The organism is Bacteroides celer, assembly GCF_002632415.2.
In the GTDB taxonomy this organism is placed as follows: Bacteria; Bacteroidota; Bacteroidia; order Bacteroidales; family Bacteroidaceae; genus Bacteroides.
Genome location: NZ_CP178209.1, coordinates 1,717,869 through 1,740,455 on the forward strand (window position 1 = coordinate 1,717,869; position 22,587 = coordinate 1,740,455).

Genomic DNA, 22,587 nt, shown 5'->3' on the forward strand with positions numbered 1-22,587 from the left:
GTAATTTAGCAGTCTCAACGATCACAAAGACGCTGACAAAACAAGTTATTATCAAATTAATGAAAATTACTCAAATTCGTAAGAACGAAGATACGATAGCGCTTAGCGTAATGGATCTTGATATACTGGTAAATAAGATAAAGACAGAAATAAAATCCCGTCCTGTTTCTACATTCAGAGAACATCTGCGATATACCCTTTCCGATGAACGGTGTATGTTTGCCGATAAACTGCCCAAGATAATTCCTGCCGCTGAATTCCGTAAAGTAAACGGCCAGAAACAGATGAAAAACTACAACGGTATTGTAGAACTGACCATTGGCCCTTTATCCAATAAGTCGGAAATCGCTTTAGTGAAACAAAAAGCCTGTGAGCAACCACAAACCCGTTGTGTTTTTATGGGTTCAAGTGGCAAAACCGTGAAAATATGGACTACCTTTACCCGACCGGACAACTCCCTTCCCAAAACACGGGAAGAAGCGGAACTATTCCACGCCCACGCCTATCGACTGGCTGTGAAATGTTATCAGCCCCAAATCCCGTTCGATATACTTCCCAAAGAACCGACTTTGGAACAATATTCGCGATTATCCCACGATCCGGACATCATATATCGTCCGAATTCAGTCCAATTTTATCTCTCTCAACCATCATCAATGCCCGAAGAAACCACTTTCCGTGAAGCGGTTCAGGCGGAGAAATCTCCATTGACCCGTGCCGTACCGGGATATGATGCGGAAAATGCCTTCCTGATGCTTTTCGAAGCCGCTTTTCGGAAAGCGTATGCCGATCTCCGGGAAGCGGGACTCGAATTGAGCGAAGACACATGGCATCCTTTAGTCGTCCAACTGGCTAAAAACTGTTTTGCTTCGGGACTTCCGCAAGAAGAAGTCGTGAGACGTACTGTTTTCCACTTCTATCTGTATAAACAGGAAGAACTTATCCGGCAAATGATTGGCAATATATATACCGAGTGCAAAGGCTTCGGCAAGAATATCAGCCTAAGCAAAGAGCAGCAACTCGCCTTGCAGACTGAAGAATTCATGAAACGCCGCTATGAATTCCGCCATAATACCCAAATTGGTGAGGTAGAATATCGTGAAAGGCTTTCTTTTCGTTTCCGTTTCAATCCTCTCGATAAACGTGTGCTGAACAGCATTGCTTTGGATGCGCAGATGGAAGGTATCCCCTTGTGGGACAGGGATATTAGCCGTTATATTTACTCCAACCGCGTCCCTGTATTCAACCCGTTGGAAGATTTTCTCTACCGGCTTCCTGCTTGGGACGGTAAAGACCGTATTCGTGCATTGGCAGCCACCGTTCCTTGTAAGAATCCGTATTGGATGGATTTGTTCCACCGTTGGTTCCTCAATATGGTTTCTCATTGGAAAGGAAGCGATAAAAAGTATGCGAACAGTGTTTCGCCCTTACTTGTCGGACCGCAAGGGACACGTAAATCTACCTTTTGCCGGAGCATAATGCCTCCTTCCGAGCGTTCCTACTATACTGACAGCATTGATTTCTCCCGAAAGAAAGATGCCGAACTTTACCTCAATCGTTTTGCGCTTATCAATATCGATGAATTTGACCAGGTGAGTTCGACACAACAAGGCTTTCTGAAACATATTCTGCAAAAGCCTGTACTGAATGTGAAGAAACCTCATGGCAGTGCCGTGCTTGAAATGCGTCGGTACGCCTCATTCATAGCTACAAGTAACCAGAAAGATTTGTTGACCGACCCTTCCGGCAGTCGTCGTTTTATTTGTATCGAAGTGACCGGAGTGATTGACACCAACCGTCCGATAGACTATGAGCAGCTTTACGCACAAGCTATGTACGAATTGGAACATGGCGAACGTTACTGGTTCGACCAGGAGGAAGAAAAGATCATGGTGGAAAACAACCGTGAATTTGAACAAGTCCCGCCGGAAGAGCAACTTTTCTTCCGTTATTTTCGTGCCGCACAGCCTGAAGAAGGGGAGTGGTTGTCTCCAGCGGAGATTATGGAAGATATTCAAAAAGGCAGTTCAATCCCGATGTCTGTCAAGAGGGTTAATTCCTTCGGAAGAATACTGAAAAAGCAAGAAATACCTTCCAAACATACGCGTAGCGGTACACTCTATCATGTTGTAAGACTAATAACCAGGTGACGGCAAAAATGCCATCACCCTGCCGTCACCTCTTGCTGTCACAGTCTTATCGGTTCATTACTAAACTATTAACTCCTAATCTGTGACAGATGACAGCAACTCACCAAATATATTCTTCTGTGTAACGTTGGTAAGTTGGTTCTTCTTTTATTCCTTTATTACGGAATAGCTGTTTGATGTAGGCTTGGTCTTTAGGCATAAGCCCCCGTTCTCCACGATAGAACCGATAATATCCCGTTTTTCCATAGTGTCCGACCATTTGTATTCTGATACTGACCGCATCTTCATAAGGGATTCTGTCAAGTAACCGTTTTAGTCCCCATGCCACATGAACTTTGACAGCAGTCTTGAAACATTCGCACTGATTCCCATCCGCAGGATAACGTGCCGGATTAATGATAGTGATATATAGGTTGTCGGCTGTATCAAGTTGTGTAGCTATGTGGCGCAGGCATTTGGGGGCTTGTGGACATTGAGCGTTGAAGCAACGGGCAAAACTATAAGGGACAGACAGACTGTCGGGTTCTTCTTTCATCTTATTGGGGTTATTTTATTTGTGAAACACTGTTGTAGATATGACAAACAGAATTCTTCACAAAGGTAGGGCTTTATTTTGGGAATGGGAAGCGTTTGGGATTGTTTATTCTCATTAAGATGAAAGGGAGAATCAGACATTGCGGATTTGAAACTTTTGAAAAAATATTAGTATGTACAACAATTTGAAATAACAATTTCCTATCTTTGCAATCATCATGTAGATATTTTATATCCTGACTTTTTCTTTTTATGTATTAAGTAGCATGGAATTACCCAAACTGATAAATAACATAAATGAACGTGTGATAGACGATCTAAGAGTCAGATTGTCTGCTAAATCGAAAGTGTCCATAGCTGCTGCTTCATTTTCTATTTATGCCTTTGAGGCATTAAAAAAAGAATTGGAGAATGTAGAAGAGTTGCGTTTTATTTTCACATCACCTACTTTTGTTAAAGATAAAGCAGAAAAGGAGAAGCGCGAATTCTATATTCCTAAGCTAAATCGCGAGCGGAATCTTTATGGTTCTGATTTTGAAATAAAACTTCGGAATCAATTATCCCAAAAAGCCATAGCCAGAGAATGTGCAGATTGGATACGTAAGAAAGTCCGTTTTAAATCTAATTCTTCATCGGAAGTAATGGGTGGTTTCTTGCAAGTGTCTGATGTTGAATCACGTTCTTATGCACCTTTTAATGAGTTCACTACAACAGAACTTGGTTTGGATAGAGGGAACAGTGTCTATTCTATGGTACACAGCTCGCCGTCGCCTTTTGCAGAAGAATACCTGAAGATATTCAATGCACAATGGAGTAATAGCGAAAAGTTTGTAGATGTAACAGACCGGATTTTGGAATATATTGAAACGGTTTATAAGGAAAACTCACCCGATTACATATACTTTATCACACTCTATAATATCTTCAGCGAGTTTCTTGATGATATATCCGAAGATGTATTGCCCAATGAAGCTACAGGGTTCAAAAATAGTGTGATTTGGAACAAACTATATAATTTTCAGAAAGATGCAGCTCTTGCTATCATCAATAAATTAGAGAAATACAATGGTTGTATTTTGGCGGATAGCGTTGGTTTAGGTAAGACTTTCACGGCACTTTCTGTGATTAAGTATTATGAAAACCGAAATAAATCCGTTTTGGTTCTGTGCCCTAAAAAACTGAATGATAACTGGATTACGTTTCGTAGTAATTATAAGAATAATCCTATCGCAGCAGATAGGTTACGCTATGATATCTTATTTCATTCGGACTTATCTCGTGAATACGGGACGTCTAATGGATTAGACCTCTCTCATATCAATTGGGGAAACTATGACCTTATCGTCATAGACGAAAGTCACAATTTTCGTAATGGTGGCAAAATTACAACTGACGAGGAAGATGAAAATCCCAGAGAAAACCGTTATTTACGTTTGTTGAATCAGGTGATTCGTACCGGAGTGAAAACAAAAGTACTTATGCTTTCAGCTACTCCTGTCAACAATGGCTTCAAGGACTTAAAGAATCAATTGCAGTTGGCTTATGAGGGTGAAGCTGAAAAGATTGATTCTTTATTGGATATCAAAAGTAGCATTGATGATATATTCCGTCAGGCACAAACGGCTTATAATAGATGGGTGAAGCTCGAACCGACAGAACGTACTACGACTAAGTTGTTGGGAATGTTAAGCTTCGATTTTTTTGAGGTTTTAGATTCAGTGACCATTGCCCGTAGTCGAAAACATATTGAGCGTTATTATGATACTACAGATATCGGTAAATTTCCTACCCGTCTGAAACCAATATCTCGCCGTCCATGCTTAACGGATTTGAGTGCGGCTATCAATTACAATGAAATTTATACCCAGTTGCAAGCATTGAATCTTGCTATATATACTCCTTCTGATTTTATATTGGCAAGCAGAATGAGTAAGTATGTAGACTTGGATGAGTCTGGTAGTGAAAGTGGATTGTCGATGCATGGGCGTGAAAAAGGTATTCGTCAATTGATGGCAATCAATATGCTAAAACGGTTGGAAAGTTCAGTTAATTCATTTCGCTTGACTATTCAACGCATACAGGAACTTATCCAAAATACGATAAACAGGATAGATAACTTCTCGCATGACAGATATGGACATACCTCTTTGGAAGTAGACGATTATTATCCGTCAATGGTAGCTGAAGAAGAAGGACTTTACGGTTCTACCTTTGTAGGCGGAAAAAAGACGAGGATTGATTTAGCTGATATGGATTTTATATCTTGGCGGCAGTATCTGGAATGGGATAATGAGATTCTTAATCTTCTATTGGTGATGCTTCAAGATATTACCCCTCGTCACGATAGTAAGTTGCAACAACTTATTGAAGACTTGGAATCTAAGTTCAGTCATCCTATCAATGATAAAAATAAAAAGGTCTTGATCTTCACGGCTTTTTCTGATACGGCTGAATATTTATATTCGGAACTGGCTGACCGTATTCATTATGAATATGGTTTGAATGTTGCTATGGTAACAGGTTCGGTGGACGGAATGTGTACTATCAAAAAATTAAAGCCTGACTTTAATACTATTCTTACACTCTTTTCACCTCGTTCAAAGGAACGTGATGTATTGTTTCCCGGTTCGAATACTGAAATAGATGTACTTATTGCCACAGATTGTATATCGGAAGGTCAGAACCTGCAGGATTGCGATTATTTGATAAACTATGATATACACTGGAATCCCGTTCGTATTATTCAGCGGTTTGGACGTATAGACCGTATTGGCTCCAAGAATGAGGTGATTCAACTGGTAAATTACTGGCCTGATGTAGAGTTGGATGATTATATCAAGTTGAAAGGTCGTGTAGAGGCTCGCATGAAGGTGACTGTTATGACTGCCACCGGTGATGATAATCTTCTCTCTGACGAAGAAAAAGGGGATTTGCAATACCGGAAGGAGCAGTTGAAGCGTCTACAAGAAGAAGTCGTTGATATTGAAGATATGGATACGGGTATCAATATCATGGATTTAGGACTTAATGAGTTCAGACTAGACCTTTTGGCTTACATGAAGGATAATCCGGATATTGCTCATACTCCTTTTGGGATGAGTGCTGTTGTTGGAAGTTCAGATTTTGTGCAGCCGGGAGTTATCTATGTGCTGAAGAACCGGAACAATGGAGTAAATATCAATAATCAGAATTTGCTTCATCCATTCTATATGGTTTATATAAGCCATGAGGGAGAAGTGCTTTGTGATCACTTGTCTCCTAAAACTATGCTTGACAATATGCGTGCAGCTTGTCGGGGAAAACATGAACCAGATAAAGCTTTATGTTCTGTGTTCAATAAAGAAACGAAAGACGGGCGTGAGATGAGTCACTATTCTGACTTGTTGCAGGAAGCTATTCATAGCATTATTGAAGTGAAAGAAGAATCGGATATTATGAGCCTTTTCTCGGTAGGTGAAACTACTGCGCTTCGAAATAAAATATCAGGGCTTGATGATTTTGAGTTAATCTGTTTTTTGGTGATTAAATAGTGAAACGTTATGTACAATCTTCCGCAATCAACCATCGTAAACAGAGTTATTCCCAAGAAAACGTTTGTAAATCAATGGGGAGCTAATACTCGTATGAAAGACCACTTCACAAATGATGTGGTTCGAGTGGAATGGCTGGCTAAGTTAGCGCCAAGTACTATTAATGTGGCAGATGGAAAAGAAGTGCATGAAATCACTATATTTCTTGTGCCTATTAAGGATGAAAATTGTCCGGATGATATTTTTTCTTTTATTGATGGTATGATACTACGACATACGCTCTTTATTTTGCGTTGGGGAGATATGACTTGTTTGCATCTCAATTACAAAGAATGGATGGAAAGCAGTACGAATACGGATAAAACTTTTCGTATTGCGAAGACGTATCGTTCTCAATGGATAAAAGATACAGAAATAAGTCTTTCCATAGAGGGGTTGACGATGGATGCTATCTATGAAGCACTTGTTCGCCAAGTAGCAGGGGAGCGCATTATCATACAAAGCGAAAGTTTACGTGAGGATGTAGAAAAATCGACTCAACGTGAAATGTTGCTTAAAGAAATAGAGATAGTAAAACGTAAGATAAATAATGAGAAGCAACCTAAAAAGAAATTTGAGTTGCATCAACAACTCATTAAATTGAAAAAGGATTTAAATAAAAACCAGTAATATAATGGATATACAAAGAATCAGCCAATATAAAAAAACGTTTGATGATATAACACATGAGGTCAAAAGCGACAATGGAGAAGAACAAATAGAGATTTGGTTTGCACGCGAACTGCAATCTATTTTAGGCTATGCTCGTTGGGAAAATTTTCTTGTAGCGATAGGACGTGCCGTCGATTCATGCAAGTCCCAGAATATCAACGTAGATGACCATTTTCGTGAGGTTACGAAAATGGTTGTTTTAGGCAGTGGAGCCAAGCGTGAAATGTCACGTCCTTTAGCTGATTTCTTACCTACTCTTACTATTGCCGCCAAAAATCTGGCTACTGAAATGACTAAATATAATGTAGAAAATAAAGACCTTTATGGCGAAAGCCCCATTACACAAGAACATATCCAAAATAACCAAAGTGTTAGACAAATGCTTGGACAGCGCGGCATACAACCGGAAAGTCTTCCACCGGCTGAAGATATTAAGAAAATAGAGCGACGTGTGGCCAGCAATGAGAAAAAAATAGAAAAAACGACTCACAAATTACCCAAAAATATTCAAGAATAAATATACGAATATGGATAAACTTAGAATGCAAACGCTTGACGGCGTTCAGGACAATATAGATAAAATAGCTGCACTCTTCCCTAACTGTATTACAGAACGGAAAGATGCCGAAGGCAAAGTTACTTTAGCGATAGATTTTGATAAGTTGCGGCAGGAACTTTCTTCGGAGATAGTAGAAGGGCGTGAAGAACGTTATCAGTTTACATGGCCGGATAAGAAGAAGGCGATACTTCTTGCTAATTCACCTATCAATGCAACGCTTCGCCCTTGTCGTGAAGAGAGTGTTGATTTTGATAATACGCAGAATCTTTATATTGAAGGTGATAATCTTGATGTGTTGAAATGCTTGAAAGAGACGTATCTAGGTAAGGTAAAGATGATTTATATTGATCCACCTTATAACACGGGTAATGATTTTGTGTATGAAGATGACTTTGCCGAATCTACTTCTGAATATTTGGCTAATAGTGGGCAGTATGATGAACAAGGGAATCGGCTTGTTACTAATTCAGAAAGTAATGGACGTTTTCATACGGATTGGTTGAATATGATGTATCCGAGGCTGAAGGTTGCAAGAGATTTGCTAACTGATGATGGGGTGATATTTATTTCGATTGATGATAATGAAGTAGAGAATCTTCAAAAGGTATGTGATGAGATATTTGGCGAGAACTGCTTTGTAGCCACTTTCCCATGGAGAAAAAGAACTTCAAAATCTGATGTTCCATTTGGGATTTCCCAAGATTATGAGTGGGGTCTTTGTTACGCAAAAAGTGTATCATTTAAAGCTGGCATTGAAGGAAAGGAACGTAAATATTTTGAAACAGAAGATTTTCCTAATAGGCCCTGGAGAATTCATGATTTAACAAAACAAACGACTGCAAGCGAACGTCCAAATAGCTACTTTACTATTGTTAATCCAAAGAATGGAGAATCTTATCCTGCAAACCCAAATAGGACATGGGCTATAACGGAAGATACTTTTAATTTATATTACAATGTGGATAGAATTGTCTTTCCAGATGATTATGATTTTCTAAAAATTACAAAACCTGTATTAAGATATTGGAAAGAAGATGATATTAAAAAAGCAGGAGATGATTTTGGGAAAGTTGCTGTTTCAACAAAATTCCCTGACGATATTGGTATGTCACAAGATGGAACAAAAGATGTAACATCTATTTTTGACGGAAAGATCTTTTCTTTTCCAAAGCCTGTTTCTCTTATCAAGTTTTATTTAGATATTATCAACGAAAAAGATTGTATAGTTCTTGATTTTTTTTCAGGTTCTGCTACAACAGCCCATGCTGTGTTGAACAGAAATATCCAAGATGGTGGAAATAGACGTTTTATTATGGTCCAGATACCAGAATCAACAGATGAGAAAAGCGAAGCTTTTAAGGCTGGGTACAAAAATATTTGCGAAATTGGTAAAGAGCGTATTCGCCGAGCTGCAAAGAAGATACAAAAAGATAATCCTACCGCTAAATTTGATAGTGGTTTCCGTGTCCTCAAATTAGACAGCAGCAATATGCTGGATGTTTACTATGCTCCATCTGAATATCGTCAAGAAATTTTGTTTGCCAAAACAGAAAATGTAAAATCCGGCCGCACATCTGAAGACCTGCTATTTCAAGTAATGCTTGAATTAGGTGCCACCCTTGATAGTAAGATTGAGCAAATAGAGATAGAAGGTAAAACTATCTATAATGTAGCCACCAATTATCTTGTTGCTTGTTTTGATAATGAAATAGATGATAGTGTTGTTACTGCTATTGCCAAAATGCAGCCCCAATATGCTGTATTCCGTGATAGCTCAATGGCAGACGACAGTACTGCCACCAACTTTGAACAAATATTTAAAACTTATTCTCCAAATACAGTAACAAAAGTACTATAAGAAACAATGAAACCGGAATAATCAGAAGTAAATGATGGATAATATAATTAAACGGCTGATTGGCGAGAATACCACTTGTGATTTCAAAGAATTTTTGGAACGCAAGCAATTCAAAAGTTGGTTGAAGAGTGTCAGTGCTTTTGCCAATGGACTTGGTGGTTCATTATTCTTTGGTGTAAATGATGATGCCAAAGACTCTCGTGAATATCAGGGAAACTTATTGTCGTTGCTTGATGCGGGAGAACAATTTTATGATGATCGATTGGTTATTTATTCTCTGGGAGGAATGTTTGATGGAACACTTATTCAAGACCGGGACTTGGATGATGTTTCATCCAAACGTCGTAATCCTATATTAGCCGATGTGTTTGCACAGTTGGATTTCATGGAAAAGAGAGGAAGTGGATTACGAAAGATATATAATGAAACGGCAAAACTTCCGGGTTTTACTGAAGCAAAAGAACCTAGATTCCGTTCGCAAGCTACTTCCTTTTATACTGAACTGCTGAATAATAATTATAGAAGTCAAACGAATGACCCTGTAAATGACCCTGTAAATGACCCTGTAAATGACCCTGTAAAATCATTTACTTTACTGCAAAAGGACTTAATCTCATTGTTAAAAGAAACCCCGACTATAACTCGGCTTGAATTATGTGAACGTTTAAACGTAAGTCTGGCAACAATCAGAAGGGCTATAGCTCAATTAAAAGAGCTAAACATTATAGAACGAATAGGTTCAGACAAAGCAGGATACTGGAAAGTGAAATCGGGAGTGGACAAATTAATAAAAGGAAGATGATGAAACTTAAATTCAAGATACAACAATACCAAACAGATGCTGTCGAAAATGTGGTGAAGGTATTTAACGGACAACCTAACAAGGGCTTGGCAGAGTATGTAGTGGATAAAGGAAAAACGTATGAAAAGGATAATGGTAAACTGATAGAAGTCAAGAATATACATTTCGAAGAAGACTCTACCGGATATAAAAACGGAGATATAGTCTTGACTAAAGATGAATTATTGAAAAACATTCATCAGGTTCAGACTGAAAATAATATTCGTTTATCAAATGAGGTGGTAGACAAGCTTGGGCATTGTCAGCTTGATGTTGAGATGGAAACCGGTACAGGTAAAACATACGTCTATATCAAAACTATGTTTGAACTCAACAAACTGTATGGATGGACTAAGTTTATTGTGGTTGTACCAAGTGTCGCTATTCGTGAAGGTGTAAAGAAAAGCTTTGATATAACGGTAGATCACTTTATGGAGTTTTATGGGAAGAAAGCACGTTATTTTATTTATAACAGTAATAATCTGAATCAAATAGATACGTTTTCTCAAAGTGGTGACATCTCTGTAATGATTATTAATACACAGGCTTTTAACACCTCTTTGAAAGAGGGTGCGAAAAATGCCGCTGCCCGCATCATTTACTCCGTACGTGATGAGTTTGGCAGCCGTCGGCCAATTGATGTTATATCCGCTAATCATCCGATCATCATTCTTGATGAACCGCAAAAGATGGGCGGAGCAGCGACACAAACTGCTTTAGCTCGCTTTAACCCTCTCTTTACGTTGAACTATTCAGCTACTCATAAAGAAACGCACAATCCAGTTTATGTGTTGGATGCATTGGATGCTTACAATCAAAAACTGGTGAAGAAGATTGAAGTAGTAGGTTTTGAATTGAAACATCTTAAAGGTACGGATAGTTACATGTATCTGGAAGATATTGTTTTGTCCAAGACAGAAGCTCCCAAAGCTCGTCTTGAAATAGAAGTGAAACACGCCAATAACATTAAGAGAGAGGTAAAGAATCTCGGTGTCGGAGATGATTTGTTTTACGTGTCTAATGAATTGGAGCAATATCGTGGTTATACTATTTCTGATATCCATATTGATACAATGGATAGTAGTCATAGTACTGTTTCATTCTCCAACGGAAAAATGATGTATATTAAAGATGTGTATGGGGATATTTCGGCTGATCACAAAGCACGTATTCAAATCAGGGAAACTATAAAGGCACATTTTCGCAAGGAAGCTTCTCTGTTTAAACGTGGAATCAAAACGCTTTCGCTTTTTTTCTTGGATGAAGTTGCCAACTATAGGAAATATGATGAAGACGGACAGCAAATGCTTGGACGTTATGGTGAAATATTCGAGCAAGAATATAGAGCGGAATTGAATAATAATCAGAATATGTTTGATGCTGATTACATGTCTTATCTAGGAAGTATTTCTACGCATGAAACTCATGCGGGTTATTTCAGCATTGATAAGAAAGGGAGAAGTGTCAATAGTGATATAAAACGTGGTTCAGACCAATCGGATGATATTTCGGCTTACGACTTGATTTTAAAGAACAAGGAACGTCTGCTAAGTTTTGACGAACCGGTTCGTTTTATCTTTTCTCATTCTGCCTTGCGTGAAGGGTGGGATAATCCGAATGTATTTCAAATCTGTTCACTTCGCCAATCTAATAGTATAAGTCAGAAGAGACAGGAAGTTGGTCGTGGTCTGCGACTTTGTGTTGACCAGTATGGTGTCCGCATGGATGCAGAAACTCTGCCTGATGAAGTTCATAGTGTGAACAAATTGACCGTTATAGCCTCTGAAGGATATGCTTCTTTTGTGGCAGATTTGCAGAAGGACATCAAGGCAGACCTCTACGATCGTCCTACCAAGGCTGATATTGATTTCTTTATTGGCAAGATTCTCTTTTCCAATGAAGGGAAGAAATATACTGTTTCCAAAGAAGACGCACAAGAGATTGTATTCCAGTTGCGTATGAACGGTTATATTACGAAAGGTGGTGAGGTTACAGATATATTCCGTGAGGACTTGAAGAATAATAATTTGAAACAACTTCCTGATGAACTGGAACCACTGACAGATGCTGTTTATAAACGTGTTCAGTCTATCTTCGATAGTAAGGCCCTTGATGATATGATTGGCAATGGTAGCAAACTACAAACACCGCCTAATACACTCAACGATAATTTTTCAAAGAAGGAATTTCAGGAGTTGTGGAAGCGTATCAACCATAAATACGCTTATAAAGTCCAATTTGACAGTAACGAGTTGATTGAAAAAGCTGTGCAAGCTATTAATAGAGAGTTGGAAGTCACTCAACTGACTTATGTGATAACGAAAGGTGTTCAGAAGGATGAACTAAAGAAAGATGATGTCGTTTCAGGTGAAATGCTTCAAAAAAAGGCGTCGCAGACGGACAGATTGACTACAGATGTGGTTAGCCATGTGAAGTATGATCTTATCGGTAAAATAGCATCCGGCACGACACTTACCCGTAAAACAGTAGCGACAATACTGACAAAAATCCGTCCGGTTAAGTTTGATATGTTTAAGGCAAACCCGGAAGAGTTTATTACCAAGGTTACTCGGCTTATTCTTGAACAGAAAGCAACTATGATTGTGGAGCATATTTCATATAATCAAGTGGATGGTGAATATGACAGCAGTATCTTTACACAGGAAAAACATACTTCTATGGATAAGGCTTTCAAAGCTCAAAAGAGTATTCTTGACTATGTATTCACTGATGGAATAGCGGAAAAGAGTAATGAACGTAAATTTGTAGAAAGTCTTGATATTTCTGATGAAGTGGCAGTATATGCGAAACTACCCAAGGGGTTCCACATTCCGACTCCTGTTGGAAATTATTCACCGGACTGGGCTATTGCTTTTGAAAAAGATAAAGTGAAGCATATCTATTTCATTGCTGAAACCAAGGGCTCAATGAGCTCCATGGAGTTGCGGGAAATTGAGAAAAACAAGATTGCTTGTGCAGAGAAACTTTTTGAGCAGTTAAGCAATTCAGGGGTTAAGTATGGTAAAATTGATAGTTATGATACTTTGATGAGTTTGGTAAAATAGTGACAGTTATGGGAAAAGAATTATTTGATAACATACCAAGTAAAGTTGGAGATTTACTTAATGATGTAAAAAACGGGCGTATTGGTTTGCCTGATTTGCAAAGACCTTTTGTTTGGAAAGATAATAAAGTTCGTGATTTGTTGGATTCTATGTTGAAAGGGTATCCAATTGGATATGTAATGCTTTGGGAATCACCTACTGATTTTGAAAACAAAGGGCAGATTGGAATTAATGATAAAACCTTCAATACGGCTCGTGATTTAGTGATTGATGGACAACAGCGTCTTACAGCTTTGTTAGGAGCAATTAAAGGTATAAAAATTAAAAATGTAAACTATAAGGAACGGAATATTAAAATATCATTTAATCCTCTGAAAAGAGAATTTGCAGTTTGGTCTCAAGCTTATGAGCGTAATCCGGAATGGATTAGTGCTGTAAGTCAAGTCTTTGCTGCCCATGAAGAACAATTAAATGTTACTAAATTCCGGAAAGCATATATTAGTCAACTTAATGAAAGTCGTGTAAGAAACGAGTTGCCAAGACTTTCTGATGATGAAGAAATAGTTATAGAGGAAAATATTAATGCTCTTTTGAATTTAAATATTTATCTTCTGCCAACATTAAGAATTAGTGCAACAGCATCTGAACAAGATGTGGCGGATATTTTTGTTCGTGTGAATTCTGGCGGGCAAAAACTGACTGAAAAGAACTTTATAGAAACGTTATTAGCTGTCTATGACAATGAAATTCATGATAAAATAAATGATTTTTGCCGGACTTCACGTATTCCGGAAGCTGGAACTTCATATAATCATATTCTTGAAGTAAATCCAGTGCACTTGATACGTGCTACTGTAGGTATAGCTTTCAAACGTGCAAGATTGAAATACGCCTATATGCTTTTGAGAGGTAAAGATCTTCAGACCGGGCAATTTGCAGAAGAAATAAGAACGGATAATTTATTGAAGTTTAGAGAAGCGCTAACTTTGGTTGTTAATCTTAATCATTGGCATGCGTTTATGAATATTGTAGCAGAAGCCGGTTATCTTAATGGTTCGCTGGTTTCATCAGAAAATGCAATTGTGTTTTCATATATGCTATATCTTATCGGAAAAACAGAATATAATGTCCAGCCTATGGAGTTGAAGAAAATCATGCAACGATGGTTCTTTATGACTACGATAAAAGGATTTTATACAAACTCTCCTGAATCAGCTGTTGAAAAGCAATTTGCAGATTTACGTAAAGTTCATACATCAAGAGACTTTGTAGACTATTTGGATAATGAAATAAAATCTCAATTTACTGATGACTATTTTAAATATAATTTGCCAAATGACCTTGTCACATCCTCAACTCAATCGCCAGCATGGTATGGCTATGTGGCATCGCTTAATGTACTTGGCTATCCCATGTTATTTAGTAATACACCAACATCTAAATACTTTATCGTAGGGGCTAGTGGGGGAAAGTCTTCTATTGATATTCATCATATATTCCCAAAGAATTATCTTTCCCAAATTGGTATTGAAGATGATCGTGAAAGGAACCAAATAGCTAATTATACATTTCTTGACTATTCTACGAATATTGATATTTCAGATAATCCTCCTTCTGAATATGTTCTAGCTTATAAGAGTAGGTTAGGTGTCGAAGGGTATAAAATTACATGTTTCCAAAATGCATTACCTGAAAATTTTGAGAATCTTGAATATCATGATTTCTTAACTAAGCGTCGTGTGTTAATGGCAGAATTAATTTTTAGAGCGTATAGAAAGTTATCAGAATAATATGTATGGCTTTTAGTAATATTGGGAATAGTCTTGATGTAAAATTCAATGTGTATCGTATATCATACCAACAAATAATCAGAGCTTCGAATAATTAAAATATTTCTTTTGGGAAATTAGTGTACCAAGCTGCTGCCACTCCATATATAATACTTTGGGGTGGCGGTAATATTAAAGAATACGTTTTTCTAGTAACATATAGGTATTAATATAGAAATATTAGTTGTTGGAATATGCAGAAACTCCTATTCTAAAAAAAATATGATTTGCAATGAACATTCTAATGCAAGTTTAATACTTCGCTTAACTTATCTCCAATAATTTTCTTCTCATTACTACCGATAGTGGACAATCTCACCAATGAAATTCCGTACAACTCTAAAATACGATCCTTTTTAATATCACGTTCTGATTGACTTGTCCCCGATTTATGGAATGTATAACCATCCGTTTCAATAGCCAATACCGGTTGTTTACTCACACGATTATAAATTAGAAAATCAATATGAGTATTTATATTTGCAGCATATTTGCTTTCCTCTTCATTCAATAGAGAATAATCCTGAATCAACATATAGAGTGGTAAATGGCAAATGATATTCAAATGACGCATATTGATATTCTCTTTTAGAATATCTTCGAGTAAGGCAAATGTAAGATTCTCGGAATCGTATTCGGATATTTTCTTGTGTTTCTTCAAATAGGCGATTCGGGCATCTGTGTATTGCTCATATAGATAATCGAATATAGAATGAATCTTACTGGTGGAAACAGTGCCATTGTTATATTCGATATAAGCGATCAAATCGCTGATATTGCAGTCTTTGGGTTGTTCGTTTCCCGATACGACCAAGTAGAATTGTGACTTAGCCCGCGAAACAGCAACATTGAGCAGGTTGGGATCGTCGGAAAAGGAAGTGATGACATCGTCGACAGTGGTCATAATGATAGCCTCCTTTTCTCTTCCCTGAAATTTATGGACTGTTGCGACATCAATATCCTCTTCAAGTGCGGATTTTACTGCATCTACTTGTTTGTTATATGGAGCTATGACGCCAATTTCATCTGTTTCATAAGATAGATTCGGTAGTACTTCCTCTTTGATAACATCTATTTCCCGTTGATTCAGGTGACTGCGGGAGTGATTGCCTTTGGCTGTCCGTATGGCACAAATGACATCCTTTTCTCCTTTATCACGTGTCATGATGACAAGATCTCCACCATAAAATTTCTGATTACAGAAGTTGATGATTCGAGGATGGCATCGATAATGTTCCCGTAACAAGGTCTGCGGTACAAATGACCAATCGGGGATAAAGTTTAGATGACTTCGATGGATGGCTCTTTCTCGTCCAAAATTGGCATATGTTTTTTAAGCGCTTCTATAATTCTTTCTTTTTTATCCGTTTTCATCATTCTCAGAATCAATTTAGGATATTCATTTGATGATAACTTTAGAATACCTGAAATTTGGAGGTGTAAGCTTTTCCGATTATAGATTTTCAGTAGGTTATCATAATCTTGCGATGTAACTATGGCATCAATTTTCTGTTTAGATTGGTTATATATTTGCGGAATATCAATAGAATTCACAATCTTTTGTGCTTGCGCCTCTAAAGCTTCCATTGTATTTTCACTAGGTTTTGTGTAACATTGAAGTTTATGGCGGATTTCTCTAGAACAAATTGAACATAGTTGTAAATCATATTCTTCTTTAAACTTGTTGAATAAAAACTGTTTTACCTGATTAAATGTTTCATTAGGTTCTAATGCTTGGTTCTCTGCCACTAGTTTTATTATATCCTCGATTAGGTATAAATTTTCGACTTCAGCCACATCTAGAGTGTAAATATTCGATTCCTTATAGCATGAAATCTCCGCTTCCGTCATATAATCACGATCTATTAGCCCTTTTATGCTGTAATTATGCATGTTTTTTATTCGCTCATTATTGAATGATTTTGTCATTTCTATGACTTTAGAGCAATCATGGCATGGAATTATGTTATAGTTACTGTAAACGAAAGGGTATAATTGATTATCGTAACTTCCTCTTTCTCCTTCGACAAATAGAACAGGTTTTCTATTGCCTAATACCTCAAACATTAAACTATCAGGAATATTTTCATCGGGATCTAATATTTTAATATCCCATCGGTTATTGCCAAAATATGACTTAACCCATATTTTAGTTGCTTCTTTTCTTGAAGCAGCAAAGTCTAAATCATGAGTTATATATATGAATGTTTTGTTTGGACAGAATTCTTCAATTTTATCCCATAAACGATACATAATAGATTTGTGCAAATGTATTTCAGGTTCATCTATTATGATTGTCATATCATTCGGCGCAATAAGGCATTGACCTAATAGATAAATTGTTACTCTTTCTCCATCAGACATTTCTTTGGCATGATATTCCTCTGATGAAGTAGTTTTGGCTTTTATCTTTGCATCCTCAAGAATAATTTGTCTATGAGGATATATAGCATTCCATATAGAAGTAATTTTGTCTATAATCATTTGTGGAACATCGGCTTTCGTTTCACCTTTTTTTTCTTTATCCTTACAGTCTATAACATAAGCTCTATCCTCTTTATTTAAACGAGCAAAGATAGCAGATAAAACGCTGTCATAATCATCTATTAGTTTAGTAGTTAATCCATTCCCCCAATTCCATTTGTAATTTTTATCATGGTGAAGTTCTTCACCATAATATATTTTATTCCATGCCGCTTCTTCGCTTTTGATAGTGATACTATCCGGGATTGACAATGCTCTTTGAACTGAAATTCTAAGGACTTCTCCATTTGCTGATTGCTTTTCAATCCAAGCACCTAGATGGCTTTTTCCACTTCCATTTGCGCCTACAATAACAAAATTTTGTACACTCTCAATTTTTGTAGGTTTATTGTTCACAGGTATGATTATAGACTTGTTACTCATTGTTTTTTTCTGATAAATTATTGTATTTGATGTTTGGTTCAGCAGCTATGGTGTATGAACTGCTTTCAGGAAACTCATATTTCTTCGGGGCTTTCTGATAAAGAGGTTCTGAATCATCATTATCCGTTCATTGTTTGCATTGACGAATGACTGTTTCCAATGCATTAGCAGCTTCCTCGGGCGGATATTTATATTTCTTCAGCAACCGCTTTATCATTTTGCGCATTCCGGCTCTGGCAGATTCTTTTTTCTGCCAGTCAATGTTAGTTATCTCTTAATTTAGCTTCTATCTCTTCAATGGTAGGCATGGTACCTTCCACTTTTTCGGGATAGAACTTCTCCAGATCATATTCGGAAATACCCAAAGGTTGGCTGCTCGACTCCAAAGCATACTGAGCTTGTATGCGGTCTTTCTCTTTGCAAATCAGTAAGCCGATGGTTGGGTTATCCCGTCCTTCCTTACGCAGCAAATGATTGCAAGCTACCACATATCCACCTAATTGACCGATGTCGGCAAAAGCAAATTTACCGATCTTTACCTCTACCACTACATAGCAGGAAAGCGAAAGATTATAAAAGAGTAAGTCGATAAAGTTTTCCGTTTCGCCTATTTCCAAACGATATTCTTTGCCCACATAAGCGAAACCTGTACCCAGTTCAATCAGGAATCGGGTAATGTTATTCAGTAGAGCATTTTGAGCAATCGTTCATTGTAACGCCCAGTTATACCCGTGAAAGCAAAATTGTAGGGGTCTTTGGTCAACTCCTGTGCAAGGTCGCTCATCGCATCAGGCAATGTTTTTGTAAAGTTAGTCAGTGCCTTGCCCTGCCGCTCATAAAGGTCGGTGCTAATGAAATTGAGCAGCATACTACGACTCCAGCCGTTCTCCACCGTCTGGTGAACATAGAACAGAGCTTTGTCTATATCGTCTTTCACTTTATCCATTATCAAACAATGGTGTCTCCATGGGACTTCAAATATTCCACCAACTTGGTGGAATAATTCCGTTTCATTTTTTCCACCAAGTTGGTGGAAAGTTTTCAGAGCATCCTTGTATAACAAATAAAACTTCCTACAATAGTAAATATTGCTCTTTGACAAACCAGCCGCATTGGGTATAGCTTCACGTAAATCTTTGCTCAATCGAGTGATAACACTTTCGCCCCAGCGTTCTTCTACGTGCAATTCAACAATGTCACGACCTAAAAGCCAGTTGAATTTCAACTGTTCCACATTTACTTTCACCGCTGCCTTTATTTGGCTTTGACGATAGCGACCGCAAAGGTCTTTCACCCATTGCAGATATTCTTTATCAAGTATGTTTATTGACTGGTTCATCGTAATCTATAATACTTCAGTTGCGTTAATTTTTAGTTCTCCTGACATCAGCTTCGGGAGAAGAGTGTCGCGTAGAATTGTTAACCTAATACTTTCCTGTTCATTTCTTAGTATTTGGTCGAAATACGGTTTATTTATCTGCCTATTTTGGTAAAACAGATGATTCTTATTGTTATGTGTATTGTATCTTATCCGCATTTTAATTAATGTATTAAAAGTAGAAAATAATTTCCATTGTGCTGTCGTACTTTAAATGAGAAGTAAATGTAGGTATTATTATTGATGTAATTGTTATAGTTGGAGTAAAATTTATTCTTTTGGTTGTTAGAATATGCAGAAACTCCTATTCTAAAAAAAATATGATTTGCAATGAACATTCTAATGCAAGTTTAATACTTCGCTTAACTTATCTCCAATAATTTTCTTCTCATTACTACCGATAGTGGACAATCTCACCAATGAAATTCCGTACAACTCTAAAATACGATCCTTTTTAATATCACGTTCTGATTGACTTGTCCCCGATTTATGGAATGTATAACCATCCGTTTCAATAGCCAATACCGGTTGTTTACTCACACGATTATAAATTAGAAAATCAATATGAGTATTTATATTTGCAGCATATTTGCTTTCCTCTTCATTCAATAGAGAATAATCCTGAATCAACATATAGAGTGGTAAATGGCAAATGATATTCAAATGACGCATATTGATATTCTCTTTTAGAATATCTTCGAGTAAGGCAAATGTAAGATTCTCGGAATCGTATTCGGATATTTTCTTGTGTTTCTTCAAATAGGCGATTCGGGCATCTGTGTATTGCTCATATAGATAATCGAATATAGAATGAATCTTACTGGTGGAAACAGTGCCATTGTTATATTCGATATAAGCGATCAAATCGCTGATATTGCAGTCTTTGGGTTGTTCGTTTCCCGATACGACCAAGTAGAATTGTGACTTAGCCCGCGAAACAGCAACATTGAGCAGGTTGGGATCGTCGGAAAAGGAAGTGATGACATCGTCGACAGTGGTCATAATGATAGCCTCCTTTTCTCTTCCCTGAAATTTATGGACTGTTGCGACATCAATATCCTCTTCAAGTGCGGATTTTACTGCATCTACTTGTTTGTTATATGGAGCTATGACGCCAATTTCATCTGTTTCATAAGATAGACTTGGTAGTACTTCCTCTTTGATAACATCTATTTCCCGTTGATTCATGTGACTGCGGGAGTGATTACCTTTGGCTGTCCGTATGGCACAAATGACATCCTCTTCTCCTTTATCACGTGTCATGATGACAAGATCTCCACCATAAAATTTCTGATTACAGAAGTTGATGATTCGAGGATGGCATCGATAATGTTCCCGTAACAAGGTCTGCGGTATATTCGGAATAACTTTGCAGATGGATTGCAAAAAACTCATATTGGCACAATCATATTCCGGCTTAATCAGGCACGCATTAGCGATAAAGTTTAGCGTTTCCTTATTTTCTTCCGTGACCACATTGGGAAGTTGCATGGTGTCGCCGACAATGATTGCATTTTTAGCACATGACAAGGCTAAAGCTCCGGTTTCAACGGAAACCTGTGACGATTCGTCCATAATGATATAATCATATACGGCATCTCGTTGCAGACTGCTTAATGATGAAAAGGTCGTACTTAAGATAATAGGGTATTCTTTCTGTACCTCTCGCCAATTATTTTTTAGATCAGGGAGCGTAAAGATGGGCTTGTCATGATTATTGCCATAGGTATGAAATAACTGATTCTTTAGATATTTCATTGATGTATCGGCCATTTGTCTAGCCATTTCTGCTGCATCTTTGTTGGCAAGTTCCTTTTCTAATGTGTCTATTTCAACTTCCAGTTCTGCATACTTTGTTTGGTAGAATAAGATTTGGAAGTCGGCGATAATCAAACTCATCTCCCGTTTATAAAAACCTTTATTGGGGATTTTACAAATCGCTTTGCTTCTGAATTTAAAGAATAACCATTTCAACCGTTGAATAAAAGCTGCTATTCCCCGAGGACTTGATGATTGTTCTTTTTCTGCAAATTGCTGACATTCATTCCATAAATTCAGAAGGTCTGCCGAACTGGAATTTTTCCGTTGTTGGAGAGTAAATTCTTTTGTTCCGAACTCTTGCAGATAATGTTGCCACTCTATTTTTAAAGCTTGTATTTCCTGTCTTGCCATGGCAAGGCGTTCCTGTTTGTAAAATATGCTTTTTAGTTCTTCTGTCTGATGATGTATCTGATTGAGAAATTGAGGTTGGTCGACATCCGTATCATGCCATGACTCAAAGTGCTCCGGATATTGTTTTTCCTCTTCTTGAGTCTCGATGAATTTCTCTTTGTTAGCTGTGCTGCCAAGCAATGCAACAATGAATCCCATATCGTATTTGGATAACTTCTCAAGTACATTGACAATGGCGGAGTTATTATTAGATACTACCTGAACAGTCTTACCACGCACAAGGATATTGGCAATGATGTTCAGAATCGTTTGGGTCTTTCCAGTTCCCGGAGGTCCTTGCACAACACTGATTTGATTCTCAAAAGCTGCCTGGACTGCTTTTTGCTGGCTTGCATTACAACCGAAAGGAAAAATCAAGGTTGAGGCAGTCCGGGTCTGCATTTTATATTTTTGAGGATTCAGATATACAGCAATAGCTCTGTTGTTTGCGATGAAATGAATCTTTTCATATTGTTTTGCCAATAGCTTCGTTCCGTCATCGGCTTTCAATTCGTTCGCATCGGCAACTTTCTTCAAATATTCGAATATACTTTTCGAACGACTCTCTCCCAAGCATGATTCGATAATTTCTAAGTCTTTTTCTCTGTAATCATACTCTTTACCATTCAGAAAACGAATGTGCCAATAGTTGTGTGATCCGGCCTTAAAAATAGATAAGGCTTTGATGTTTGATAAAGTTCTCCCTTTACTGATTATTTGATAATTATTGGGGTCCGGTTTGTCCGGATCAGTCAGCCAAAGGACATTTTCTTCTTTGTAAGTATACGCACTGGGAACATTCCGGAATACTACCTTATAGTTGCCATTATGATTTTGGCAACTTTCTATTTCAGGAGTCTTGATTTGACCTTTTATAATAATCAGATTTTCGGAAGTATCTATCATAGGCTTGTGTGTAAATATAATAAGTCATGCTGCTGTTTTTATTTATTATTTAGGATATAAAAGTAAGAATATTTTCCAGAATATCAAAGCTGAAGTAGAAAAAACAGT

General features: G+C 37.5%; 11 protein-coding genes and 3 pseudogenes. 8 read left to right on the forward strand and 6 right to left on the reverse strand.

The window, feature by feature from the left end:
• Positions 1–59 precede the first annotated feature (59 nt).
• A complete protein-coding gene (locus tag CJF29_RS06535; protein WP_074557934.1) occupies positions 60–2,150 on the forward strand; it encodes a BT4734/BF3469 family protein in 2,091 nt (696 codons plus the stop codon).
• 100 nt (positions 2,151–2,250) lie between these two features.
• Here CJF29_RS06535 and CJF29_RS06540 read toward each other — a convergent pair whose 3' ends face one another.
• Positions 2,251–2,685: a DUF6078 family protein gene (locus CJF29_RS06540; RefSeq protein WP_074557914.1), complete on the reverse strand. Its 435-nt coding sequence runs from the start codon at positions 2,683–2,685 to the stop codon at positions 2,251–2,253.
• 265 nt (positions 2,686–2,950) lie between these two features.
• On the opposite strand from CJF29_RS06540, the gene CJF29_RS06545 reads away from it, so the two are divergent.
• From CJF29_RS06545 to CJF29_RS06575, 7 genes are read left to right on the forward strand one after another with little or no spacing between them, the layout of a single operon-like run.
• Positions 2,951–6,214, forward strand: a complete 3,264-nt coding sequence (locus CJF29_RS06545) for a helicase-related protein (RefSeq protein ID WP_074557916.1) — start codon at positions 2,951–2,953, stop codon at positions 6,212–6,214.
• A gap of 9 nt (positions 6,215–6,223) precedes the next feature.
• The gene (locus tag CJF29_RS06550) at positions 6,224–6,883 is read left to right on the forward strand and encodes a DUF4391 domain-containing protein (RefSeq protein WP_074557918.1); all 660 of its coding nucleotides are present in this window, start codon (positions 6,224–6,226) and stop codon (positions 6,881–6,883) included.
• A gap of 4 nt (positions 6,884–6,887) precedes the next feature.
• Positions 6,888–7,442 carry a hypothetical protein gene (locus CJF29_RS06555; RefSeq protein WP_099146122.1) on the forward strand — a complete coding sequence of 185 codons (555 nt, stop codon included), beginning with the start codon at positions 6,888–6,890 and terminating at the stop codon, positions 7,440–7,442.
• Positions 7,443–7,452: 10 nt separating this feature from the next.
• Positions 7,453–9,342, forward strand: coding sequence for a site-specific DNA-methyltransferase (locus tag CJF29_RS06560; protein ID WP_099146123.1), 1,890 nt, complete (start codon positions 7,453–7,455; stop codon positions 9,340–9,342).
• A gap of 31 nt (positions 9,343–9,373) precedes the next feature.
• Positions 9,374–10,144, forward strand: coding sequence for an ATP-binding protein (locus tag CJF29_RS06565; protein WP_176553106.1), 771 nt, complete (start codon positions 9,374–9,376; stop codon positions 10,142–10,144).
• The gene (locus CJF29_RS06570; RefSeq protein WP_255299322.1) at positions 10,141–13,248 is read left to right on the forward strand and encodes a type III restriction-modification system endonuclease; all 3,108 of its coding nucleotides are present in this window, start codon (positions 10,141–10,143) and stop codon (positions 13,246–13,248) included. The genes CJF29_RS06565 and CJF29_RS06570 overlap by 4 nt, the downstream gene beginning before the upstream one ends.
• Before the next feature lie 8 nt (positions 13,249–13,256).
• Positions 13,257–15,038: a DUF262 domain-containing protein gene (locus tag CJF29_RS06575; RefSeq protein ID WP_099146124.1), complete on the forward strand. Its 1,782-nt coding sequence runs from the start codon at positions 13,257–13,259 to the stop codon at positions 15,036–15,038.
• A gap of 280 nt (positions 15,039–15,318) precedes the next feature.
• On the opposite strand, the pseudogene CJF29_RS06580 reads toward CJF29_RS06575, so the two are convergent.
• The 5 genes and pseudogenes from CJF29_RS06580 to CJF29_RS06600 all read right to left on the reverse strand — a co-directional run.
• Positions 15,319–16,335 (reverse strand): annotated as a pseudogene (locus CJF29_RS06580) (AAA domain-containing protein); the annotation flags it as partial.
• A 23-nt stretch (positions 16,336–16,358) separates the two neighbouring features.
• Entirely contained in the window at positions 16,359–17,984 is a 1,626-nt protein-coding gene (locus tag CJF29_RS06585) for a DUF4435 domain-containing protein (RefSeq protein WP_099146125.1), read from the reverse strand.
• Positions 17,977–18,246, reverse strand: a pseudogene (locus CJF29_RS06590) (type I restriction enzyme endonuclease domain-containing protein); the annotation flags it as partial. The gene CJF29_RS06585 and the pseudogene CJF29_RS06590, both read right to left, overlap by 8 nt.
• 1 nt (position 18,247) lies before the next feature.
• Positions 18,248–19,323: pseudogene (locus CJF29_RS06595) on the reverse strand (PDDEXK nuclease domain-containing protein).
• A gap of 378 nt (positions 19,324–19,701) precedes the next feature.
• Positions 19,702–22,479, reverse strand: a complete 2,778-nt coding sequence (locus CJF29_RS06600; RefSeq protein WP_099146126.1) for an AAA domain-containing protein — start codon at positions 22,477–22,479, stop codon at positions 19,702–19,704.
• Between the last annotated feature and the right edge of the window lie 108 nt (positions 22,480–22,587).